The 17,849-nt window shown below is 73.8% G+C and carries 11 protein-coding genes and 3 pseudogenes; 3 read left to right on the top strand and 11 right to left on the bottom strand.

Going from position 1 to position 17,849, the window contains the following annotated elements; genetic code table 11:
- Positions 1 to 73: 73 nt before the first annotated feature.
- A pseudogene (gene sbnA / locus D9753_RS13760) lies at positions 74 to 1,139 on the bottom strand (2,3-diaminopropionate biosynthesis protein SbnA).
- 184 nt (positions 1,140 to 1,323) lie between these two features.
- Here sbnA and D9753_RS13765 point away from each other — a divergent pair.
- From D9753_RS13765 to D9753_RS37890, 3 genes and pseudogenes are all read left to right on the top strand, one after another.
- Positions 1,324 to 6,390: pseudogene (locus D9753_RS13765) on the top strand (amino acid adenylation domain-containing protein); the annotation flags it as partial.
- Positions 6,391 to 6,514: 124 nt separating this feature from the next.
- Positions 6,515 to 6,850: pseudogene (locus D9753_RS38685) on the top strand (AMP-binding protein); the annotation flags it as partial.
- A 94-nt stretch (positions 6,851 to 6,944) separates the two neighbouring features.
- A complete protein-coding gene (locus D9753_RS37890; protein WP_240468139.1) occupies positions 6,945 to 8,588 on the top strand; it encodes an alpha/beta fold hydrolase in 1,644 nt (547 codons plus the stop codon).
- 66 nt (positions 8,589 to 8,654) lie between these two features.
- On the opposite strand, the gene D9753_RS13770 is transcribed toward D9753_RS37890, so the two are convergent.
- The 10 genes from D9753_RS13770 to D9753_RS13815 form a co-directional block, all read right to left on the bottom strand.
- Entirely contained in the window at positions 8,655 to 9,416 is a 762-nt protein-coding gene (locus D9753_RS13770; protein WP_240468140.1) for an AfsR/SARP family transcriptional regulator, read from the bottom strand.
- A gap of 136 nt (positions 9,417 to 9,552) precedes the next feature.
- Positions 9,553 to 9,843 (bottom strand): response regulator transcription factor, encoded by a 291-nt coding sequence (locus D9753_RS13780; RefSeq protein WP_121787298.1) that lies wholly within the window; start codon positions 9,841 to 9,843, stop codon positions 9,553 to 9,555.
- Positions 9,844 to 10,079: 236 nt separating this feature from the next.
- Positions 10,080 to 11,933 (bottom strand): MMPL family transporter, encoded by a 1,854-nt coding sequence (locus D9753_RS13785; protein ID WP_240468141.1) that lies wholly within the window; start codon positions 11,931 to 11,933, stop codon positions 10,080 to 10,082.
- Positions 11,911 to 12,297: a hypothetical protein gene (locus D9753_RS37895; protein WP_240468142.1), complete on the bottom strand. Its 387-nt coding sequence runs from the start codon at positions 12,295 to 12,297 to the stop codon at positions 11,911 to 11,913. Before D9753_RS37895 ends, D9753_RS13785 begins: the two co-directional genes overlap by 23 nt.
- A 163-nt stretch (positions 12,298 to 12,460) precedes the next feature.
- Entirely contained in the window at positions 12,461 to 13,177 is a 717-nt protein-coding gene (locus D9753_RS13790; RefSeq protein WP_240468143.1) for a 4'-phosphopantetheinyl transferase family protein, read from the bottom strand.
- Positions 13,178 to 13,209: 32 nt separating this feature from the next.
- Positions 13,210 to 14,370: an acyl-CoA dehydrogenase family protein gene (locus tag D9753_RS13795; protein WP_121787299.1), complete on the bottom strand. Its 1,161-nt coding sequence runs from the start codon at positions 14,368 to 14,370 to the stop codon at positions 13,210 to 13,212.
- On the bottom strand, positions 14,367 to 15,320 hold the full coding sequence (locus D9753_RS37900) for a hypothetical protein (RefSeq protein WP_240468144.1): 954 nt from the start codon (positions 15,318 to 15,320) through the stop codon (positions 14,367 to 14,369). The genes D9753_RS13795 and D9753_RS37900 overlap by 4 nt, the downstream gene beginning before the upstream one ends.
- A gap of 7 nt (positions 15,321 to 15,327) precedes the next feature.
- A complete protein-coding gene (locus D9753_RS13805; RefSeq protein WP_240468145.1) occupies positions 15,328 to 16,149 on the bottom strand; it encodes a hypothetical protein in 822 nt (273 codons plus the stop codon).
- A gap of 110 nt (positions 16,150 to 16,259) precedes the next feature.
- Positions 16,260 to 16,538, bottom strand: coding sequence for an acyl carrier protein (locus D9753_RS13810; protein ID WP_121787301.1), 279 nt, complete (start codon positions 16,536 to 16,538; stop codon positions 16,260 to 16,262).
- Positions 16,539 to 16,565: 27 nt separating this feature from the next.
- A complete protein-coding gene (locus tag D9753_RS13815) occupies positions 16,566 to 17,849 on the bottom strand; it encodes a type III PLP-dependent enzyme (protein ID WP_121787302.1) in 1,284 nt (427 codons plus the stop codon).

Below are 17,849 nucleotides of genomic sequence, written 5' to 3' on the forward strand. Positions count from 1 at the left end.
CGTTCGGTCCGCGGCGGTGGTTGCCGCGTCCGGCTCGTTCGGTTCTCGGTGGCGGCTGCCGCGCCTGGCTCGTTCAGTCAGCGGCGGCGGCTGCCGCGGCCGGCGTCGGGTCGCTCACGCCGTCCTGCTCCGCCCGGTCCGCCCGGTCCGCCGCCGGCTCCACCAGCACGTCGGGGCCGAAGGCGCCGCGCACCCACTCGTCGTGGTAGACGGTCTCCATGTAGCGGTCGCCGAGATCCGGCGAGATGGTCACCGCGGTGACCTGCTCACGGACCCCGCCCGTGCCGTCGCCGTAGTGCTGCTCCAGCCAGCGCAGGGCGCCGGTCACCGCGGTCCCGGTGGAACCGCCGACCGGGAAGCCGTGCCGCATCAGATCCCGGCAGGTGCGCACGGTGGCCGCCTCCGGGACGTGGACCACGGCGTCGACCAGGTCCTCGTCGAGCAGCGCCGGCCGCACGCTGGTGCCGAGGCCGGGGATGTGCCGGGTGCCGGCGGGCCCGCCGAAGGTGACGGAGCCGATGCTGTCGACGGCCACCACGCGTACCGAGGGCCGCCGCTCCCGGAACCAGCGGGCGCAGCCCATCAGGGTGCCGGTGGTGCCGGCGCCGACGAACAGCACGTTCAGGTCGGGGAACTGGCGGGCGATGGCGGGGGCCGTGGTGCGGTAGTGGGCCATCCAGTTGCCGGGGCTGAGGTACTGGTTCAGCCACACCCGGGAGTCGTCGGCGGCGAGCAGCGCCCTGACGTGGCGGATCCGCGCGCCGAGGAACCCCTCGCTCTCGTGCGGTTCGGTGACGACGTGGACCTCGGCGCCGAGGGACTCCATGGTGCGCCGGGTCACCGCGTTGCAGCGGGTGTCGGTCACGCACAGGAACCGGTAGCCGCGGCTCGCCGCGAGCAGGGCGAGGGCGACGCCCATGTTGCCGGACGAGGACTCCACGAGGGTGGAACCCGGGCGGAGCAGGCCCGCGGCCTCCGCCTGCCTGGGCGACCATCTCCCGGGCGGCTTTCAGTTTGATGGATCCGGCGAAGTTGAATCCCTCGACCTTCAGGAACAGCCGGCGCCCGAACAGCGGCTGAAGATTCACGAAGAGGTCGCTGACATCGAATTCATGCGACGACGCGGTGATGACCGGCACTGGCACTCCTGGCCTACGGCAGCGAATGGGCGTCGCCGGCAAGCCTGTCGGCGTGCGCTGACCGTGGACTGACGGTTTGCTGACGCGCACCGGCGCCGTCCACCGTGGCAAGAACCGTCAGCCGACGGTCAGTTGTGCGTCAGCGTGCTCGTGAAATCGTCGTCCGGTTGGAATCGCGCGGGCCGTGGAAGTTCCCGCGCCCGTCCCGCTCTTCCGTGAGGAGCACGGCTTGAACCGGCAATCCGCCATCAGTGAAGTCCTCCCGTTGTCGCCGCTGCAACAGGGTCTGCTGTTCCTCTCCGCGTACGACCGGGACGCCACGGATGTCTACGCGCTGCAACTGGTGCTCGACCTCGCGGACGTGACCGACGCCGACGCGGTGGCACTGCGGGACGCGGCGGGCGCGCTGCTCGACCGGTACCCGAACCTGAAGGCGTGCTTCCGGCACCGAAGGAGCGGCGAAGCCGTGCAGGTGCTGCCCCGCACCGTGGAGCTGCCGTGGCAGGAACTGCGGCTGCCCGTTGCCGGGTTCGACCGGGTGGCCGGCGAGGAGCGGCTGCACCGCTTCGACCTGGCCCGGCCGCCGCTGCACCGCTTCACGCTGCTGCGGGCGGACGACGGGCGGGCCCGGCTGCTGTGGACGGTGCACCACATCCTCGTCGACGGCTGGTCGATGGCGACGCTGACGCGTGAACTGGGCGCCCTCTTCACCGATTTCCGCGCCGGGAGGACACCGGAGGGACCGGCCGGCCCCCCGTACCAGGCGTACCTCGCCTGGCTCGGGACCCAGGACCGGGAGGCCGCGCGCGAGGCCTGGCGCCACGCACTGACCGGAGTGACGGAACCGACCCGCCTGGCACCGGCGACGGGAGGCGCAGCCGGGGACACGGGCGTCGGTACGGCCGGGGACGCGGTGAAGGACGCGGGCGGCGGTGCGGCGGCGGACGAAGTTCCGGTCCCGGCCGTGGCCGCCGGCGCCGCGCTGCCCCGGCGGGTCGAGGTCGAGGTGGGGTCCGAGCTGGCCGCCGGCCTGGCCCGCTTCGCGCGTGCGCGGGGGCTGACCGTCAGCGCGGTGGTGCAGGGCTGCTGGGGGCTGCTGCTGTCCCGGCTGACGGGGCAGGACACCGTGGTGTTCGGGACGGTCGCCTCCGGGCGGCCCGCCCAGCTACCGGACGTCGAGCGGATGGTGGGCCTGTTCGCCAACACCCTGCCGGTGCGCGTCGACGTCGATCCCCGGATGACCCCGGCGGAGTTGTTCGCCGGGGTGCAGCGGGCCCGCACGGAGCTGCTGACGCACGAGCATCTGCCGCTGGCGGAGATCCAGCAGCGGACCGCGGTGCGCGGGGAGCTGTTCGACACGGTGCTGCTGTTCCAGAACTATCCGATGGGCGGCCCGGAGTCGGTGCCGGGCACGGATGAGCCCCGGGTGACCGGCGTGGACATCCGGTCCGCCACGCACTATCCGCTGACCGTGACGGTGTTCCCCGGTGAGCCGTTCGGACTGGCCGTCGACCATGTGCCGGCGCTGGTCGCGCGGGACGAGGCCCGCCGGGTCGGACGGTGTCTCGTACGGCTGCTGGCGGAGACGGTGCGCCGGCCGGACGAGCCGTGCGGCCGGCTGGACCTGCTGGACGCCGACGAGGCCGCCCGCGTCGTGGCGGACCGCAACCGCACGGAAGCGCGGGTGCCGGGGCCGTGGCTGGCCCCGCTGCTGGCCCGGTGGGCGGATCGCACGCCCGACGCCCCGGCGCTGACCTGCGGTGCCGAGCGGCTGACGTACCGGGAGCTGCACGACCGGGCGGACGGACTGGCGGCGGAGCTGACCGCGGCGGGCGCGGGCCCGGAGCGGCTGGTGGCGCTCGCCCTGGACCGGTCCGCCGACCTGGTGGTCGCGGCGCTGGCCGTCCTGAAGTCGGGCGCGGCCTACCTCCCTCTTGACCCCGACCACCCGACCGAGCGGCTGCGGAACATGCTGGCGGACGCCACCCCCGTGGTCACGCTCACCCACCGCCGGATCCGCCCCCTGCTCGACGGGATGGGCACGGCGCTCACCGGTGACCTGTGGGTCCTGGACGAGACCCCCCGGCGCCTCGCCACGCCACCGTCCGCCGCCGCACCGCCCGCACCGCCCGCACCGCCCGCACCGCCCGTTCCCGTCCCCGTTCCTCCGTGCGCCGATCACCCGGCCTACGTCATCCACACCTCGGGCTCGACCGGCCGGCCGAAGGGGGTCGTCGTTCCGCACGGCGCGCTCGTGAACCTGGTCGCCGACATGGTCCGGCGCTCTGCGGTGACCTCGGCGGACCGGTTCCTCGCGGTGACCACGTTCGGGTTCGACATCGCGAACCTGGAGCTGTTCGTGCCGCTCGCGGCGGGCGCCGAGCTGGTCGTCGCCGGCCGGGAGACCGTCCGCGACCCCGCCGCCCTCGCCGCGCTGGTGTCGGCCTGCGGTGCGACGCTGCTCCAGGCCACCCCGAGCCTGTGGCAGGCGCTCACCGCCGGCCACGCCCCGGTCCTCGCCACCGTGCGCGCGCTGGTCGGCGGGGAGGCGCTGCCGGAGCCGCTGGCCCGTACGCTGGCCGCGCACTGCGCGTCGGTGACCAATGTCTACGGCCCCACGGAGACGACGATCTGGTCGACGGCGGCGCCCGTGCCCGCCGTACCGGCCGGTCCCCCGCCGATCGGCCGGCCCATCGCCAACACCCGGGTGTACGTGCTGGACGCGGCGCTGCGCCCGGTGCCCGACGGCTGCTTCGGCGAGCTGTACCTCGCCGGGTCAGGGCTGGCCCGCGGCTATCTGGGCCGCCCGGGTCTGACCTCGGGGCGTTTCGTCGCGGACCCGTTCGGGCCGCCCGGCACCCGGATGTACCGCACCGGCGACGTGGTGCGCTGGTCGCCGGACGGCACGGCCCTGGAGTACGGCGGCCGTACCGACCACCAGGTGAAGATCCGCGGGCACCGGATCGAGCTGGGGGAGATCGAGTCCGTGCTGGGCGCGCAGCCCGGCGTCGAGCGGGCGGTGGTCACCGCCCGCACCGACCAGGGCGGGGACACCCGCCTGGTCGCCTATGTCGTACCGGCGGGGACCGACCGCGACCGGCTGCGGGAGCGCGCGTCCGCGGTGCTGCCCACGCACATGGTCCCCGCCGTGTACGTCCTCCTGGACGAGCTGCCGCTGACCCCCAACGGCAAGGTGGACCGCAAGGCGCTGCCCGCTCCGGCCGAGCGGCGGGCGGGCACGGGCCGGCCGCCCGCCGGGCCGCGCGAGGAGCTGCTGTGCGGTGTCTTCGCCGAGGTCCTCGGGGTGGACCGGGTGGGTGCCGACGACGACTTCTTCGCGCTCGGCGGGCACTCGCTGTCGGCGATCCGCGTCACCAACCGGCTGCGGGCCGAGCTGGGCGCGGAGGTCCCGGTACGCGCCCTGTTCGACGCCCGCTCCGCCGAGGCGCTGGCCCGCACCCTGCCCGGACCGGGGGACGGTACGGCGGGCACCACGGCCGGCGCCACGGCGCCGGAGGGTGCCCGGGGACCGGCCCGGCCCGTGCTGCGGGCGGCGGCACCCGGCGCGGCGGTGGTGCTGTCGTACGCGCAGGAGCGGCTGTGGTTCCTGGACCGCATGGGCGCGGCGGCCGGCTACAACATCCCCCTGGCGGTGCGGCTCTCCGGCCCGCTCGACACCGGTGCGCTGGGCGCGGCGGTGGCGGACGTGGCCGCCCGGCACGAGACGCTGCGGACGCTGTTCGTGGCGGCCGGCGCCGGGGTGGCGCCGCTGGTGCTCTCCCCGGAGGAGGCGGCCGGTGCGGGCGCCGGCCTGGAGGTCGTACCGGTGCCGGACGAGGCGGCCCTGGCCGCGGCGCTGGCGGCGGAGGCGGCCGAGCCGTTCGACCTGTCCGCCCGGGTCCCGCTGCGGGCACGGCTGTTCGCGCTCGGGGACGAGACACACGTGCTCGCACTGACGCTCCATCACATCGCTGCCGACGGCTGGTCGTTCGGGCCGCTGGCCCGTGACCTCACCGCGGCCTACGCGGCACGCCGGGCGGGCCGCGCACCGGACCTGGAGCCGCTGCCCGTGCGCTACGCCGACCACGCCCGCTGGCAGCGCGAGCTGCTCGGCGCCAAGGACGACCCGGACAGCCTGCTGTCGGCCGAACTCGCCCACTGGAGCGAGGTGCTGGCGGGAATGCCGCAGGAGCTGGAGCTGCCCGCCGACTTCCCCCGCCCGGCCCGCTCCTCCCAGCGCGGCGGCGCGGTGACCCGTACGGTGCCCGCCGGGGCCCACGCCCGGCTCGCCGAGCTGGCCCGGGACGCCGGTGCCAGCCTGTTCATGGCGGTCCACGCGGGCCTGGCCGCCGTACTGACCCGGCTCGGCGCGGGCACCGACCTGCCGCTGGGCAGCCCGGTCGCCGGGCGGACCGACCACGCGGTGCGCGATCTGGTCGGCTGCTTCGTCAACACGCTGGTGCTGCGCACCGACACCTCCGGCGACCCGTCGTTCGCGGCGCTGCTGGACCGGGTGCGCGAGACGGACCTGACCGCGTACGCGCACGCGGAGCTGCCGTTCGAGCATCTCGTGGACGAGCTGAAGCCGGAGCGGTCGCTGGCCCGGCACCCACTGGTGCAGGTGGTGCTGTCCGTCACCCCGGGCGGCGAGTCGCTGCCCGCGCTGCCGGGACTGACGGCCGGCCTGGAGCCGGTGCCCTCGCACACGGCCAAGTTCGACCTGGCGTTCGAGGTGACGGAGCGCGTCACCGCGGCCGGGCGGCCGGCCGGGCTCGATGTCCGCCTGGAGTACAGCGCGGACCTGTTCACCCGGGTGACGGCCGACCGGCTCGCCGGCGCGCTGACGGTGCTGCTCGCCGACGCGGCCCGGACGCCCGGCGCGCCGCTCAGCGCCCTCGCCCTGCTCACCCCACAGGAGCGCCGCACCCTGCTGACGGGGCGGCACGGCACGGTCCGCGCCCGCCCGGCCCGTACGCTCCCGGCGCTGTTCGAGGCCCACGCGGCGGCGGGACCGGAACGTGCGGCGCTCGACGTGCCCGGAGAGGGCGAGGTGTCGTACGGGCGGCTGAACGCGGACGCCAACCGGCTCGCCCGGCTGCTGCTCGGCCGCGGGGCCGGGCCGGGTGCCGTGGTCGCCCTCCTCCTTCCCCGCTCCTCACTCACGGTCACCGCCCTGCTGGCGGTCCTGAAGACCGGCGCGGCCTATCTGCCCGTCGACCCCGACTACCCGGCCGAGCGCATCGCGTACATGCTCGGCGACGCGGGCCCGGCCGCCGTCCTGACCACGCGGGAGGCCGCCGGCCGGGTGCCGGACGGCCTGGCACGGGTGGTGCTGGACGACCCGGCCACCGCGGACCTCACCGGCACGTTGTCCGGTGCCGACCTCACCGACGCCGAGCGGATCCGCCCCGCTGTCGGCGCGGGACACCGCGTACGTCATCTACACCTCCGGCTCGACCGGCCGGCCCAAGGGGGTGGCGGTGCCGCACGGGGGCGCGGCCAACCTGGTCGCCCACCACCGGGAGCACCTGGGGACCAGGCCGGGCACGCGGGTGCTCCAGTTCGCCTCGTTCAGCTTCGACGCGACCGTGTGGGAACTTGCGGCCTCGCTGTTCTCCGGCGGCACCCTCGTGCCGGCGACCGCCGAGAGCCGGCTGTCCGCGCCGCTGCTCGCCGGACTGCTCGCCGGGCAGCGGATCGACCACGCGATCCTGCCGCCGACCGTCGTCGGCCGCTTCCCGGATCCGGCCGCCCTGCCCGGCGGCCTGTGCCTGGTGGTCGGCGGGGAGGCCTGCCCGCCCCACCGTGGTGGAACGCACCGCCGGCCATGTGACGCTGCGCAACGCCTACGGGCCGACCGAGATCTCGGTGGCCGCCACCCTCAGCGCCCCGCTCACCCCGGACAGCGGCCGGCCGCCGATCGGGGGCCCCCTGGACAACGTGCGGGTGTACGTCCTGGACGCGGCCCTCGCGCCGGTGCCGGACGGCATCACCGGCGAGCTGTACATCGCCGGTGCCGGTCTGGCGCACGGCTACCGGGGGCGTCCGGCCACCACCGCCGAGAGGTTCGTCGCCGACCCCTACGGGCCGCCCGGCACCCGCATGTACCGCACCGGGGACCTGGTGCGCCGGCGGGCGGACGGCACCCTGGACTACGCCGGCCGCGCCGACCAGCAGATCAAGCTGCGGGGTTTCCGCATCGAGCCGGGCGAGATCGAGTCCGCGCTCACCCGGCACCCGGTGATCGCGCAGGCCGCCGTGGTGCTGACCCCGGCGGACGGCGGCGGCCGGCTCACCGGGTACGTGGTCCCCGTACCGGGGGTGGCCGCCGTGGACGTGCCCGTGCTGACGGCGTATCTCGCCGAGTCGCTGCCCGCGCACATGGTGCCCACGGCGCTGGTGTCGCTGCCCGCGCTGCCGCTGACCCCGAACGGCAAGCTCGACGTGCGGGCCCTGCCCGCGCCCGGCACCCCGGCGCCCTCCGGTGCGGGCCGCGCCCCGCGCACCCCGGCCGAGCAGGCGCTCGCCGAGGTGTTCTGCGAGGTGCTCGGCCTGGACGAGGTCGACGCCGACGGGGACTTCTTCGCGCTGGGCGGGGACAGTCTGCGCTCGGTGGAGGTGGTGAGCCGGGCCGCCAAGGCCGGGCTGACGCTGGCCCTGTCCGACGTCTTCGCGCACCGCACGCCGGCGGCACTGGCGGCGGCCTCGGCCACGGCCGGACCGCGGGCACCGGCCACCGTGCCACTGCTGGCGATCCGGCCGCACGGGACGGACGCGCCGCTGTTCTGTGTGCACGGCGGGGTCGGCTTCGGGCTGCCGTTCGCGGAACTGGCCGCGCACCTCGACCCCGGCCGGCCGGTGTACGCGCTCCAGTCCGACGGCGTCGCGGCGGAGCCGGGGACCTGGGAGCGGCCCGCGGACGTGCCCTCGCTGGCGGCGGTGTACGTCGAGCGGCTGCGGCAGGTGCGGCCGCACGGGCCGTACCACCTGCTGGGCTGGTCCTTCGGCGGGCTGGTCGCCCACGAGATGGCCGTACGGCTCCAGGCGGCGGGCGAGCGCGTGGCGTTCCTCGCGGCCCTCGACGCCTTCCCGGTGGCACCCGGCGACCCGAACCCCACCGACGAGGAGATCCGGTCCGCCTTCCTCGCCCACCACGCGCGCGGCACGGCGATCGCGGCGGAGGACCTCGACCGGCTGATGACGGTGATGCGCCATCACACCGACATCGCGCGGAAGTTCACCCCCGGCCGGTTCACGGGCCCGCTGACACTGTTCGTGGCGGCGCACGGGCAGCCGGCACCCACCGCGGAACTGGCCGCGCGCTGGCGGCCCCACCTGGACGGCCCGCTCACCGTGCACGACATCGCCTGCGGTCACGAGGAGATGCTGGGCGGCGCGGCGGTACGGCGGATCGGCACGCTCACCGACAGCGCCCTGCGCGAGGCGTGAACGCGGGCACGGCTGAAGCGCCGGCGGCCCTGGGAGGCCACCGGCGCTTCACCGTCCCTCACCGGGTCACAGCAGTGACGGGTCCTGCATCAGGATCGCCTGGTAGAGCGTGTGCAGCCGCTGGCTGGGCTTGAGTCCCAGCTCGTCGTCGAGCCACTTGCGGGTGCGGTGGAAGATGTCGACGGCCTCGGACTGGCGTCCGCACCGGTAGAGCGCGATCATCAACTGCTCGCTGAACCGCTCACGTTCGGGATACTGAGCCAGCAGCTGCTTCAGCTCGGCAACGACGACCCCCGCCTCGCCGGCCTGGAGCTGCGCCTGGATCAGGTCTTCCCGTGCACTTTTGCGCTGTTCGTCCAGCCGCAGGGCCACGGCCCGGCAGCGCGGTCCGTCGCTCACGTCGAGCAGGGCGGGCCCGCGCCACATGGCGAGGGACCGCCGCAGCAGCCCGATGGCCTCGTGCGGCTCCCGGCTGACCAGGCTCGCGCCCCGCTCGGCCAGGCGCAGGAAGCGGTAGGCGTCGAGAGCGTCCTCGGCGACGTCCAGTGTGTAGCCGTTGTCGACGGTGCGGATGAGCCCGTCCTCACCGTCCGCGAAACCCAGCTCCGCCAGCGACTTCCGCATGCGGCGGACATTCGCCTGAAGAGCGTTCCGGGTGTTCTTCAGCGGGGCTTCGCCCCAGAGTTCGTCGATCAGTTCGTCGAAGGCGACCACTTGACTCGGATTCAGCGCGAGCATGGTCAGCATCACGCGAATCTTCTTGGCCCGCACACCGATGGTCTTTTGTCCGTCCCCGATCAGCAGCGGACCCAGTATGGAGATGTGCACCAAATTCCCGTCCCTACTCATAAAAACCGGTCACAAGCTCCCGCCTCGCGACCTACGGGGCGGCCACGGAACCGTGAGTGGGCAGTGTGCTATGCACAGCGCCCGACACAGGGAAACATCTGGGAGTCAGAACTGATCAATTATCAATCACATCTGGCCGGTTAGGCACTGTACCTTCGTACATGAGCAGATGGGCCTGAGCGACGAGGCCCACCTGAAGACGGGATTCCACTTTCAGCTTCGCCAGGATATTCGCGACATGCGCCTTCACCGTGCGTTCGGTCACCCGCAACCTGGACGCGATGGCGCGATTCGATAAGCCTGCGCCGAGCAGTGAGAAGACCTGACTCTCCCGCTCCGAGAGGAACTCCACCTGGGTGAGCTGGTACTGCCAACGAGTCGACGGCAGGCCGTCGTCACCGTCCATAGGGCCACTCCCCGTGATCGCCCCGCATCCCCCGTCAACGCGCGCCGGAAACCTTCGGTCGGCTTGATTCCGTCGAACGCGGGACCGAGTGTAGCGCTCTCACTACCGCCGTCGCAGAGAATGGACTTTCTCGCCGGAATTCACCGCCCACGGGTGTCGGTGACACGTGAAAGGGGCCGTGACCCCCGCCGGGTGGTGCGCCACCCGGCGGGGTTCACGGCCCCGGCCTCCCGGGATCACCGGCGGGCGCGCACCCTCACCACGTCGTCGGCCGCCACCGCCAGCGGGGCCGGCACACGCACCGGCCGGGTCTCGTCCTGGTGGGCCAGGCGCGAGGGCCACCAGGTCTTCCAGCCCAGCAGCATGACCACCGAGGGCAGCACGACGATCCGGATGAGAGTGGCGTCCAGCAGCACCGCGCAGGCCATGCCCACGCCCAACTGTTTCATCTCGATGAAGTTGAGCGAGGCCAGCAGTCCGAACACACAGACCATCACCACCGCCGCGCTCGTCACGACACCGGCCGTGCGGGTGATGCCCTGCTCCACCGCCTCCCTGATGTTCAGCCCGCCGCGCGCCGCCTCCCGGATCCGGCTGATCACGAACACGTGGTAGTCCATCGACAGGCCCAGCAGGATCACGAACAGCAGCAGCGGGAGCCACGCCACCACCCGCCCGGTGGACTCGAAGTCCAGGATCCTCTCCGCCCACGTCCGCTGGAAGATCAGCGCCAGCAGACCGAAGGAGGCCACCGCGGACAGCACGTTCAGCACCACGGTGATCGCGGCGAGCACCAGCGACCGGAAGGCCAGGGCCATCACCAGGAAGGTGAACACCAGGGCCACCAGCAGCACCCACGGCATCTTGTCCACGACGTTCGCCCGGTAGTCCACGTCGTACGCGACGTCACTGCCGCCCACCGCGTACTCGCCGCCCGCGATCCGGCCGAGCGTGGCCGGGGCGATGTCGTCCCGCAGCCGGAACAGGGAGTCCTGGGCCTGCCGGGAACTGCTGTTGAAACGGGTGCCGACGGCGATCGTCGCGACCCGCCCGTCCCGCGAGGTCCGCACCTCGGGCGGCGGCGTGTGCACGAACAGTCCGTCGTGCCGCACCCGGTCGACGAGGGCGTCGACCCCCCGCGTCAACTCCCCGCCGTGACCCACGGGCACCCGCACGGCGACCATGTGCGTGTCCGCCTGGCTCGGGAAGGACCGCGTCAGCCGCTCGTTGGCCTGCATCGCGGGGATCGACCGGGGCAGGTCGTCGATGCCGGTCGCCTTCAGGCGCAGGTCGAGGGCGGGCACCGCGAGGGCCAGCAGGGCGCCGACGGAGAGGATCAGCGCCAGGGCCGGGTGCCGCAGGGCCGGCTTGAGCATCGCCGACCACAGCCGGGGCTTGACGCCGCCCTTCTGGGTGAGCCGCCACACCAGCGGCACCCGCGGCTTGTCCAGGTAGCGGCCGAACTTGGAGAGCATCGCCGGCAGCACGGTCAGCGAGGCGAGCATCGCGATGCCCACCACCAGCACCGCGCCCGTGGCCATCGACTCGAAGGCGATGTGCCCGGCGAGGTAGAGGGCACCCATGGACGCCATCACGACCAGGCCCGAGATCATCACCGAGTGCCCGGAGGTGGCGGCGGCGATCTCGATGGCGTCGATGTTGTTCGCCCCCAACGCCCGTTCCTCGCGCTGGCGTTTGAGATAGAACAGCGAGTAGTCGACGCCGATGGCCATGCCCATCAGGACGATGATGTGGGTCACCGGACCGGGGTCGGGCACGAGCTGGGAGGCGACACCCCACAGGCCCAGGCCGGCGAGCACCGAGGAGATGCCGAGCAGCACCGGGACGCTCGCGGCGACGATCGCCCCGAACACGAAGACCATCACGAGCAGCGTCACCGGCAGGCTCAGCACGGTGGCCTTGCTCAGGTCCCGGTCGAGCATGTCGTTCAGACCGGCCTTGATGGAGCCGGCGCCGACCAGCTCCACGCGGACGTCGGTGTGCGCGTCCCGGACCGCGGCCACCTTCCGCAGCAGCGGCCCGACCCGGGCGTCCGCGGTCTCCGGGTCACCCGCGAGGGTCACGGGCACGAGCAGGGCCGAACCGTCGGGGGGCGGGCACGGGCCGGCCGACGGCGGCGACGCCCCCGACGCCCTTCACGGCGTCGACGGCCTCGCCCAGCGCCCGGTTCGCGGCCGACCGGTCCAGCGTGCCCCGGTAGGGGGTGACGAGGATGTTCTCCACCGCGCGGCTCTCCAGGCCGCCGCTGCGGGACAGGGCCGCGGCCCGGCCCGACTGCCCGATGGCCAGATCCGAGTCGGTGGCGGACCGGGTGCCCGTCATACCGCCCACCGTCAGGGCGCCGAGCACGAACACCACCCAGAGCGTCATCGCCCACCACGGGTGGACGGCGCTCCACCGGGCGGCCCTGGTGATCAGGTTCCTGCCTGCCACGTCTGCTCTCCCCTTCTCGTAAAAAAATACCCGGATCACGGGAAACGGGCCGGGGTTCTCGCCATCCGGCCGGTACATGGGCGCGCTCCTCGCGAACAGAAAACTAGTGACGGCCCGGAGCGCGATCACGGGTACAAGTACTCCGATGTGGGGGGAGTTTCTTCTACTTGACACCCAGCGTGTTCCACACGGAGTCTGGTTCTTCTGGCCGGATGTGATACCACATCCGGCTGGACACGGAAAAGGGGCCGTCGCCGAGAAGGGCGACGGCCCCCGCGTACGGACCGGGAAGCGGTACGTCCTGCACGCGCCAGGGACCGGCGAGACATCCCGTGGGGTCCCGGACGGTGCGCTGTCCGGCGCCCCGGGCGACGGGCAGCGCCATCCCCTGGGTGAGCCGCCCGCCGGCCGCCTTCACACACGCCTCCTTCCTGGTCCACAGGCGGGCGAAGGCACGGTGACCGTCCCGGGCCACCCAGGCGCACTCCTCGGCCGGGAAGAACCGTGTGGCCAGGCGCATCGTGTCCAGTCCGGCGCGGGAGAGTTCCACATCGACGCCCACCGGCCGGGGCGCGAGGGCGAGCAGGGCCAGCTCACCCGAGTGCGACAGGCTGAAGTGCGGACCGGGCACGTGCGCGAGCCGCGGTTTTCCCCAGCGGCCCCGCGTGAGACACAGCGATGCCGGGGCACGGCCCAGCCGCGCCCCGAGAATGATCCGCACGGCGGCGTGCGCGACGACGAAACGCCGCCGCATTCCGGGTTCCCGGCCCCGCCGCGCGCGTTCCCTCTCGTCCTCGTCGAGGATGTCCTCGAGTTCCGGGGGATATCCCTCCGGATCCGCTTCCGCGCCGGAGTCCAGCGGAATTCGCCAGATCTCCACCTCGTCGGCATCCGTCGCGCTGATCGGCGTCGTCAGTTCCGGCCCACCTTTCCCGTGTGCAAACCCTGGAACAGATTGAGTTTCTGGATGTTCCGGGTGCCTTCCATGAACTCCACGCCCCGCGCGTCGCGCGCCCACTTGTCGAGCAGCGGCTGGTCCAGCCGGGCACCCGGGCCGAAGAAGCCCGGCGCGCGCAGCGTCACCTCCTCGGCGACCTCGCAGGCCCTGGCCTTGGCCGCCGACGCCAGATGGCCGGCGGACGGCCTGCGGTCCACGGCGAGGGCCGCCCGGTACGTCAGCGACCGGGCCGCGTCGATCCGGCGGCCCAGCTCCTCGTACGTCTCCCGCTCCGGACCGCGCAGCAGCCGCCGGTGCTCGCCGACGTAGTCGTGGGCGGCCCGCGCGATACCCAGGGCGATGGCGGCGACACTCGGCCGGAGCTGGTTGAAGACACTGACGATGCTCCACATCCCCCGGCGGGTGGGCGGCAGATGCGCGCCGAGCACCCGCTCGGCCGGCACCCGCACCCCGTCCAGCCGGATCCGGGTGAGCTGGGCGCCGCGCAGCCCGACCGTGGGCAACGGCTCGGCGTGGAAGCCGGGGTCGGCGGTGTCCACGAGCACCGCCAGCACGCCGAGCCGCTCGGTGCCGGCGACCCGCGCGAACACGGCCCCGAGGTCGGCCCGGGCGGCGTTGCCGACGTACCGCTTCTCGCCGTCCAGGACGTAGGAGCCGTCGCCCACCGGGGTGAGCGTGCTCGTCATCTCCCCGATGGCCGAACCCCGTTCCGGCTCGGTCAGCGCGAAGCAGGTCCAGCGGGGCCGCTCCGCGAGCCGGCCGTGGACCCACTCCCGCTGCTCCGGGCCGCCCAGCACGCCGAGCAGCACCCCGCACATCGACGGGCCCGGCGAGGCCAGCATCATCCCGGCGTCACCGCGGGCCAGTTCCTCGCTCACCAGCACCCGTTCCAGGGTGGGCAGCCCGTGCGCGGGCCCGCTGCCCGGCGCCGTGCAGGCCCGGTCCCAGTCGGGCGGCACCTCGTGTCCGGCGAGGAACCGTACGGCGGGCAGGTCCAGGTAGCGGTGGATGGCGTCCGGGTCCCGGTCCAGCTCCAGGGCACCCTGCCGGAGGTCGTCGGCCCAGTGGCGCACCACGCGGTGGGCCGTGGCCAGCGAGGCGGGCAGGCTGATCACGCGTCCTCCCCTCCGGTGAGGGGGGCCGCCGGGCCGTAGGCGTCGGCGAGCAGTTCGGAGGCGTGCGCGCCGGCGCCCGGACCGTCCGCCGTGAAACCGTGAGCGCCGAGCAGCCGCAGCAGCGTGCGGTCGGCCCGGGTGATCTGCTCCTGGAGGGCGGCCAGCCGACGGTCGTCCGTGGGCCGCAGCGGGCCGAGCGGCCCGGCCAGGCCGGTGCAGACGTCGTCGAGGACACCCTCGATCTCCAGGTGCTCCAGCAGCACCTCGGCCAGCGTGCCCTTCACCATCTGCTGCATCAGCAGCGGGGCGCCGTCGGCGTGCCGGGAGGCGAGATGGGCCAGGCAGGCGTCCCGCAACCGCTCCGACATCCCGAGCCGCAACCAGGCGACGGCCCACCCCCACTCGGGCGCCGCTCCCTCCCCATCCCCCGACCGCGACAGGGCGAGCCCGGGAAGAAGCCCGACGGCCTCGGCAGGGACGACGCCCGCGACACGGGCGCCGTCGTGGACACCGGTGACAGCTTCGGCCCGGACGCCACCGTGGGCACCGGGCACGCCCTCGGCGGGGGTGGCACCGCCGGCACCGGCACCGGCACCGGTGACAGTCTCGGCCGGCGGAGTGCCGGGGGCGCCTGCTGGGGTGTCGCCCTCGACGTGCTCCGGGTGATCAGTGGGTCCCGCTCCTTCGGCGGCTCCCGCGGCACCGGCATGCCCCGCGTCCCCGGCGTGGCGGGATTCTTCGGCGTGCGCTGCCGCTGCCGCTGCCGCGTCTTCCGCCGCGAACTCCTCGAGGAGTTCACGGGGCAGGATCGCGTGGCCGCGTGGGCCACGGGGCGGGGTCTTCGGGGACAGGGCCCGCAGCAGCAGGGTCAGCGCGGGGACCAGGCCGTCCGTGCGGGCGCTCGTCCGGGCCTGCCGGCAGTGCCGGCGTACATCGGGCGGAACCGTCATCGTCTCCTCACTCCCCCGTACTCGTCCGTGGTGCCGGCGCGCCGAGGTCGAGCGTGCAGTGCGCCAGCATCTCGCGTTCCGGATCGTGGTCGGCGACGACCACCCGGGCCGGTCCGCCGCCCACGAGGTCCGCCAGCGCCGACCACACCGCGGTGGCCGGCTGCCCGGGCCCGGCCCAGGTCGCCCAGGGCCACACCCCGGGTACGGCGGTCCGCACCCCGGCGCCGGCCACGAGGGGCAGTTCCGCGTCCCACGGCGCGGCCGGTCCGGGCGCCGGCCAGGAGTGCTGCCCCATGCCGCGCACCGGTGCCGCCGCGCCGCTCCACTCGAACAGCAACGCGACCGCCGCGTCGGCCCGGACGGCGCCCGGATGCCCCGCCGGCACGGCGAACGGCTGGCTGCTCTGGTCGACGGCCAGCATCAGCAGCCGGCGGAACCCGCAGCGCCGCGCGTACTCCACCGCCGTCCTCAGCGCGCTGAACGGTGCGAGCACCCCTTGGTCGGACAGGGCGAACGCCAGCGGTTCACCGGGCAGCAGCTCCTGCACACAGGACGCGACCAACTGGCTGTGCTCGAAGTCCGGGGCCGCGTAGGCCACGACGACCAGGTCTGGGCTGTCCTCGGCGGTCAGCGGTCCCAGCTCCGCGAGCGCGCACCGGGCCAGCTCCACGGAGGTGCGGCGGGGCGCGCCGGCGAACCCCGCCCGGTCGAACGGCACCCCGTGCGGGTCGCCGAGCTGCCGGTAGAACCCCTCCCGGTCCGCGGCCGGTACGTACGGCGTCCCGGGCCCGGCCGGCGCGTACCGGCCGGCCCGTACCAGCCGCGGCACACGGGCAGGCCCGTCCGCCGGACCGTCCCCCCGGCCACCCGCCGCGTCGCCCGTCGTCCCGTCCGCCGCCGGGGCCGCGGACCGTACGGGCGCTGTCGCGCGGAACATGCTCAGGCGCCCGCTTCCGCCGCCACGAAGTCGGCGAGGGAGCCGACCGTCTCGAAGTGGGTCATCTCCAGCTCGTCGGCGTCGAACTGCACGTCGAGGATCTCCTCGATGGTGATGAGCAGTTCCAGGGCGCTGCTGGAGTCCAGGCCCAGGTCGTCGAAGAGGCGGGCGCCCTCCTCGGCGCCGGTGACGTCCTTGTTCAGCACCTCCGTCAGGCCCTGGCGCACCGCGTCCAGGTAGCGGGCGCGGTCGGTGAGGGTGGCCGCGGTGTTCTCGGTCATGTCGTTCTCCTTGTGGGTGGTGGGAGTTCAGCGGACGCCGGGAGCGGCGTCGTACAGCCGCTGGCGGGCCAGCATGGTCTCGGAGTCGTCGCGTTCCCGGATCAGATGGGCGGTGCCGTCCAGGACGAGGACCTCGGCCGGGTAGCCGTGGCTGAGGAAGTGCACGGGCGAGGCGGTCGGCCCGTACGCGCCGGAGCGCTGCACGCCGACCAGGTCACCTTCGCGCAGCGGCGGCATGGGCACCTTCTTGCCGATGACGTCGTTCGGGGTGCACAGCGGCCCGGTGATGTTCCACGGCTCGGTGGGCTGCTCGTCGAGGCGTTCCAGCGCGGCCATCGGGAAGTTGCGCTTGACGTACGAGCCGATGCCGACCGCCGCCATGTGGTGGTTGGTCCCGCCGTCGGTGACCGCGAAGTTCTCGCCCATCGAGGTCTTCGTGTAGCGCACCCGGGTGACGTAGGTGCCGGACGCGGCGACCAGGAACCGGCCCAGTTCCATGATCATGCGGGTGCCGGGGTGGCGGCTGTGGAAGGCGCCGACGACGGGGTTGAGGCGGGCCGTCAGCTCGGCGAGGTCCAGGTCCTTCTCGTTGTCGAAGTAGGCGATGCCGAGGCCGCCGCCGACGTCGACGGTCTCCAGCGGGAAGCCGATCCGCTCGGAGAGCCGCTCGGCGAGGCCGAGGATGCGCCGGGTGTTGTCCACGACGGTGTCCTCGCCGAGGATGCGCGTGCCCAGGTACACCTGCACACCCATGAGGCGTACGGCCTCGTACCGGGTGGCGAGTGCGGGTCCCGCGGCGAGGAGCTGCTCCTCGTCGATGCCGAACTGGCGGGGCTTGCCGCCCATCGTCAGGCCCGAACCCTTCACCGAGAAGGCCGGGTTGACGCGCAGCATCACCCGCGCGGTGACGCCCCGCTGCCGGGCCGCCTCGTCGATGAGGGCGAGTTCGCCGAGGTTCTCGCAGACGATGGCGTGGATGTCCGCGTCCAGGCAGGCGGCCAGTTCGGCGGTGCTCTTGCCGGGGCCGAGGAAGATGATGTCGTGCGGGGCGACGCCGGCGCGCCGGGCCGTGACCAGTTCGGTGAGCGAGGACACCTCGGCGCGGGCGCCGCTGCGGTGCAGCAGGGCGCACACGGAGACGTTGGGGTTGGCCTTGAGGGAGTAGAAGACCTCCAGGGCGGGGTGCAGGCGCTCGCGCAGGTCACGGAAGCGGCCGGTGATCTCCTCGCCGTCGTACACGTACAGCGGGGTGCCGAACTCCTCGGCGAGCCGGGTGACGCCGAGGCCCTGCACATCGAAGGCGACGCTCAT

This window comes from Streptomyces dangxiongensis (assembly GCF_003675325.1).
In the GTDB taxonomy this organism is placed as follows: domain Bacteria; phylum Actinomycetota; class Actinomycetes; order Streptomycetales; family Streptomycetaceae; genus Streptomyces; species Streptomyces dangxiongensis.

Coding starts and splice junctions, on each gene's coding strand:
- D9753_RS13780 (WP_121787298.1), bottom strand. CDS start 9,843: ATGGACGGTGACGACGGCCTGCCGTCGACTCGTTGGCAGTACCAGCTC.
- D9753_RS37900 (WP_240468144.1), bottom strand. CDS start 15,320: ATGACGGTTCCGCCCGATGTACGCCGGCACTGCCGGCAGGCCCGGACG.
- D9753_RS13810 (WP_121787301.1), bottom strand. CDS start 16,538: ATGACCGAGAACACCGCGGCCACCCTCACCGACCGCGCCCGCTACCTG.
- D9753_RS13815 (WP_121787302.1), bottom strand. CDS start 17,849: ATGAGCGTCGCCTTCGATGTGCAGGGCCTCGGCGTCACCCGGCTCGCC.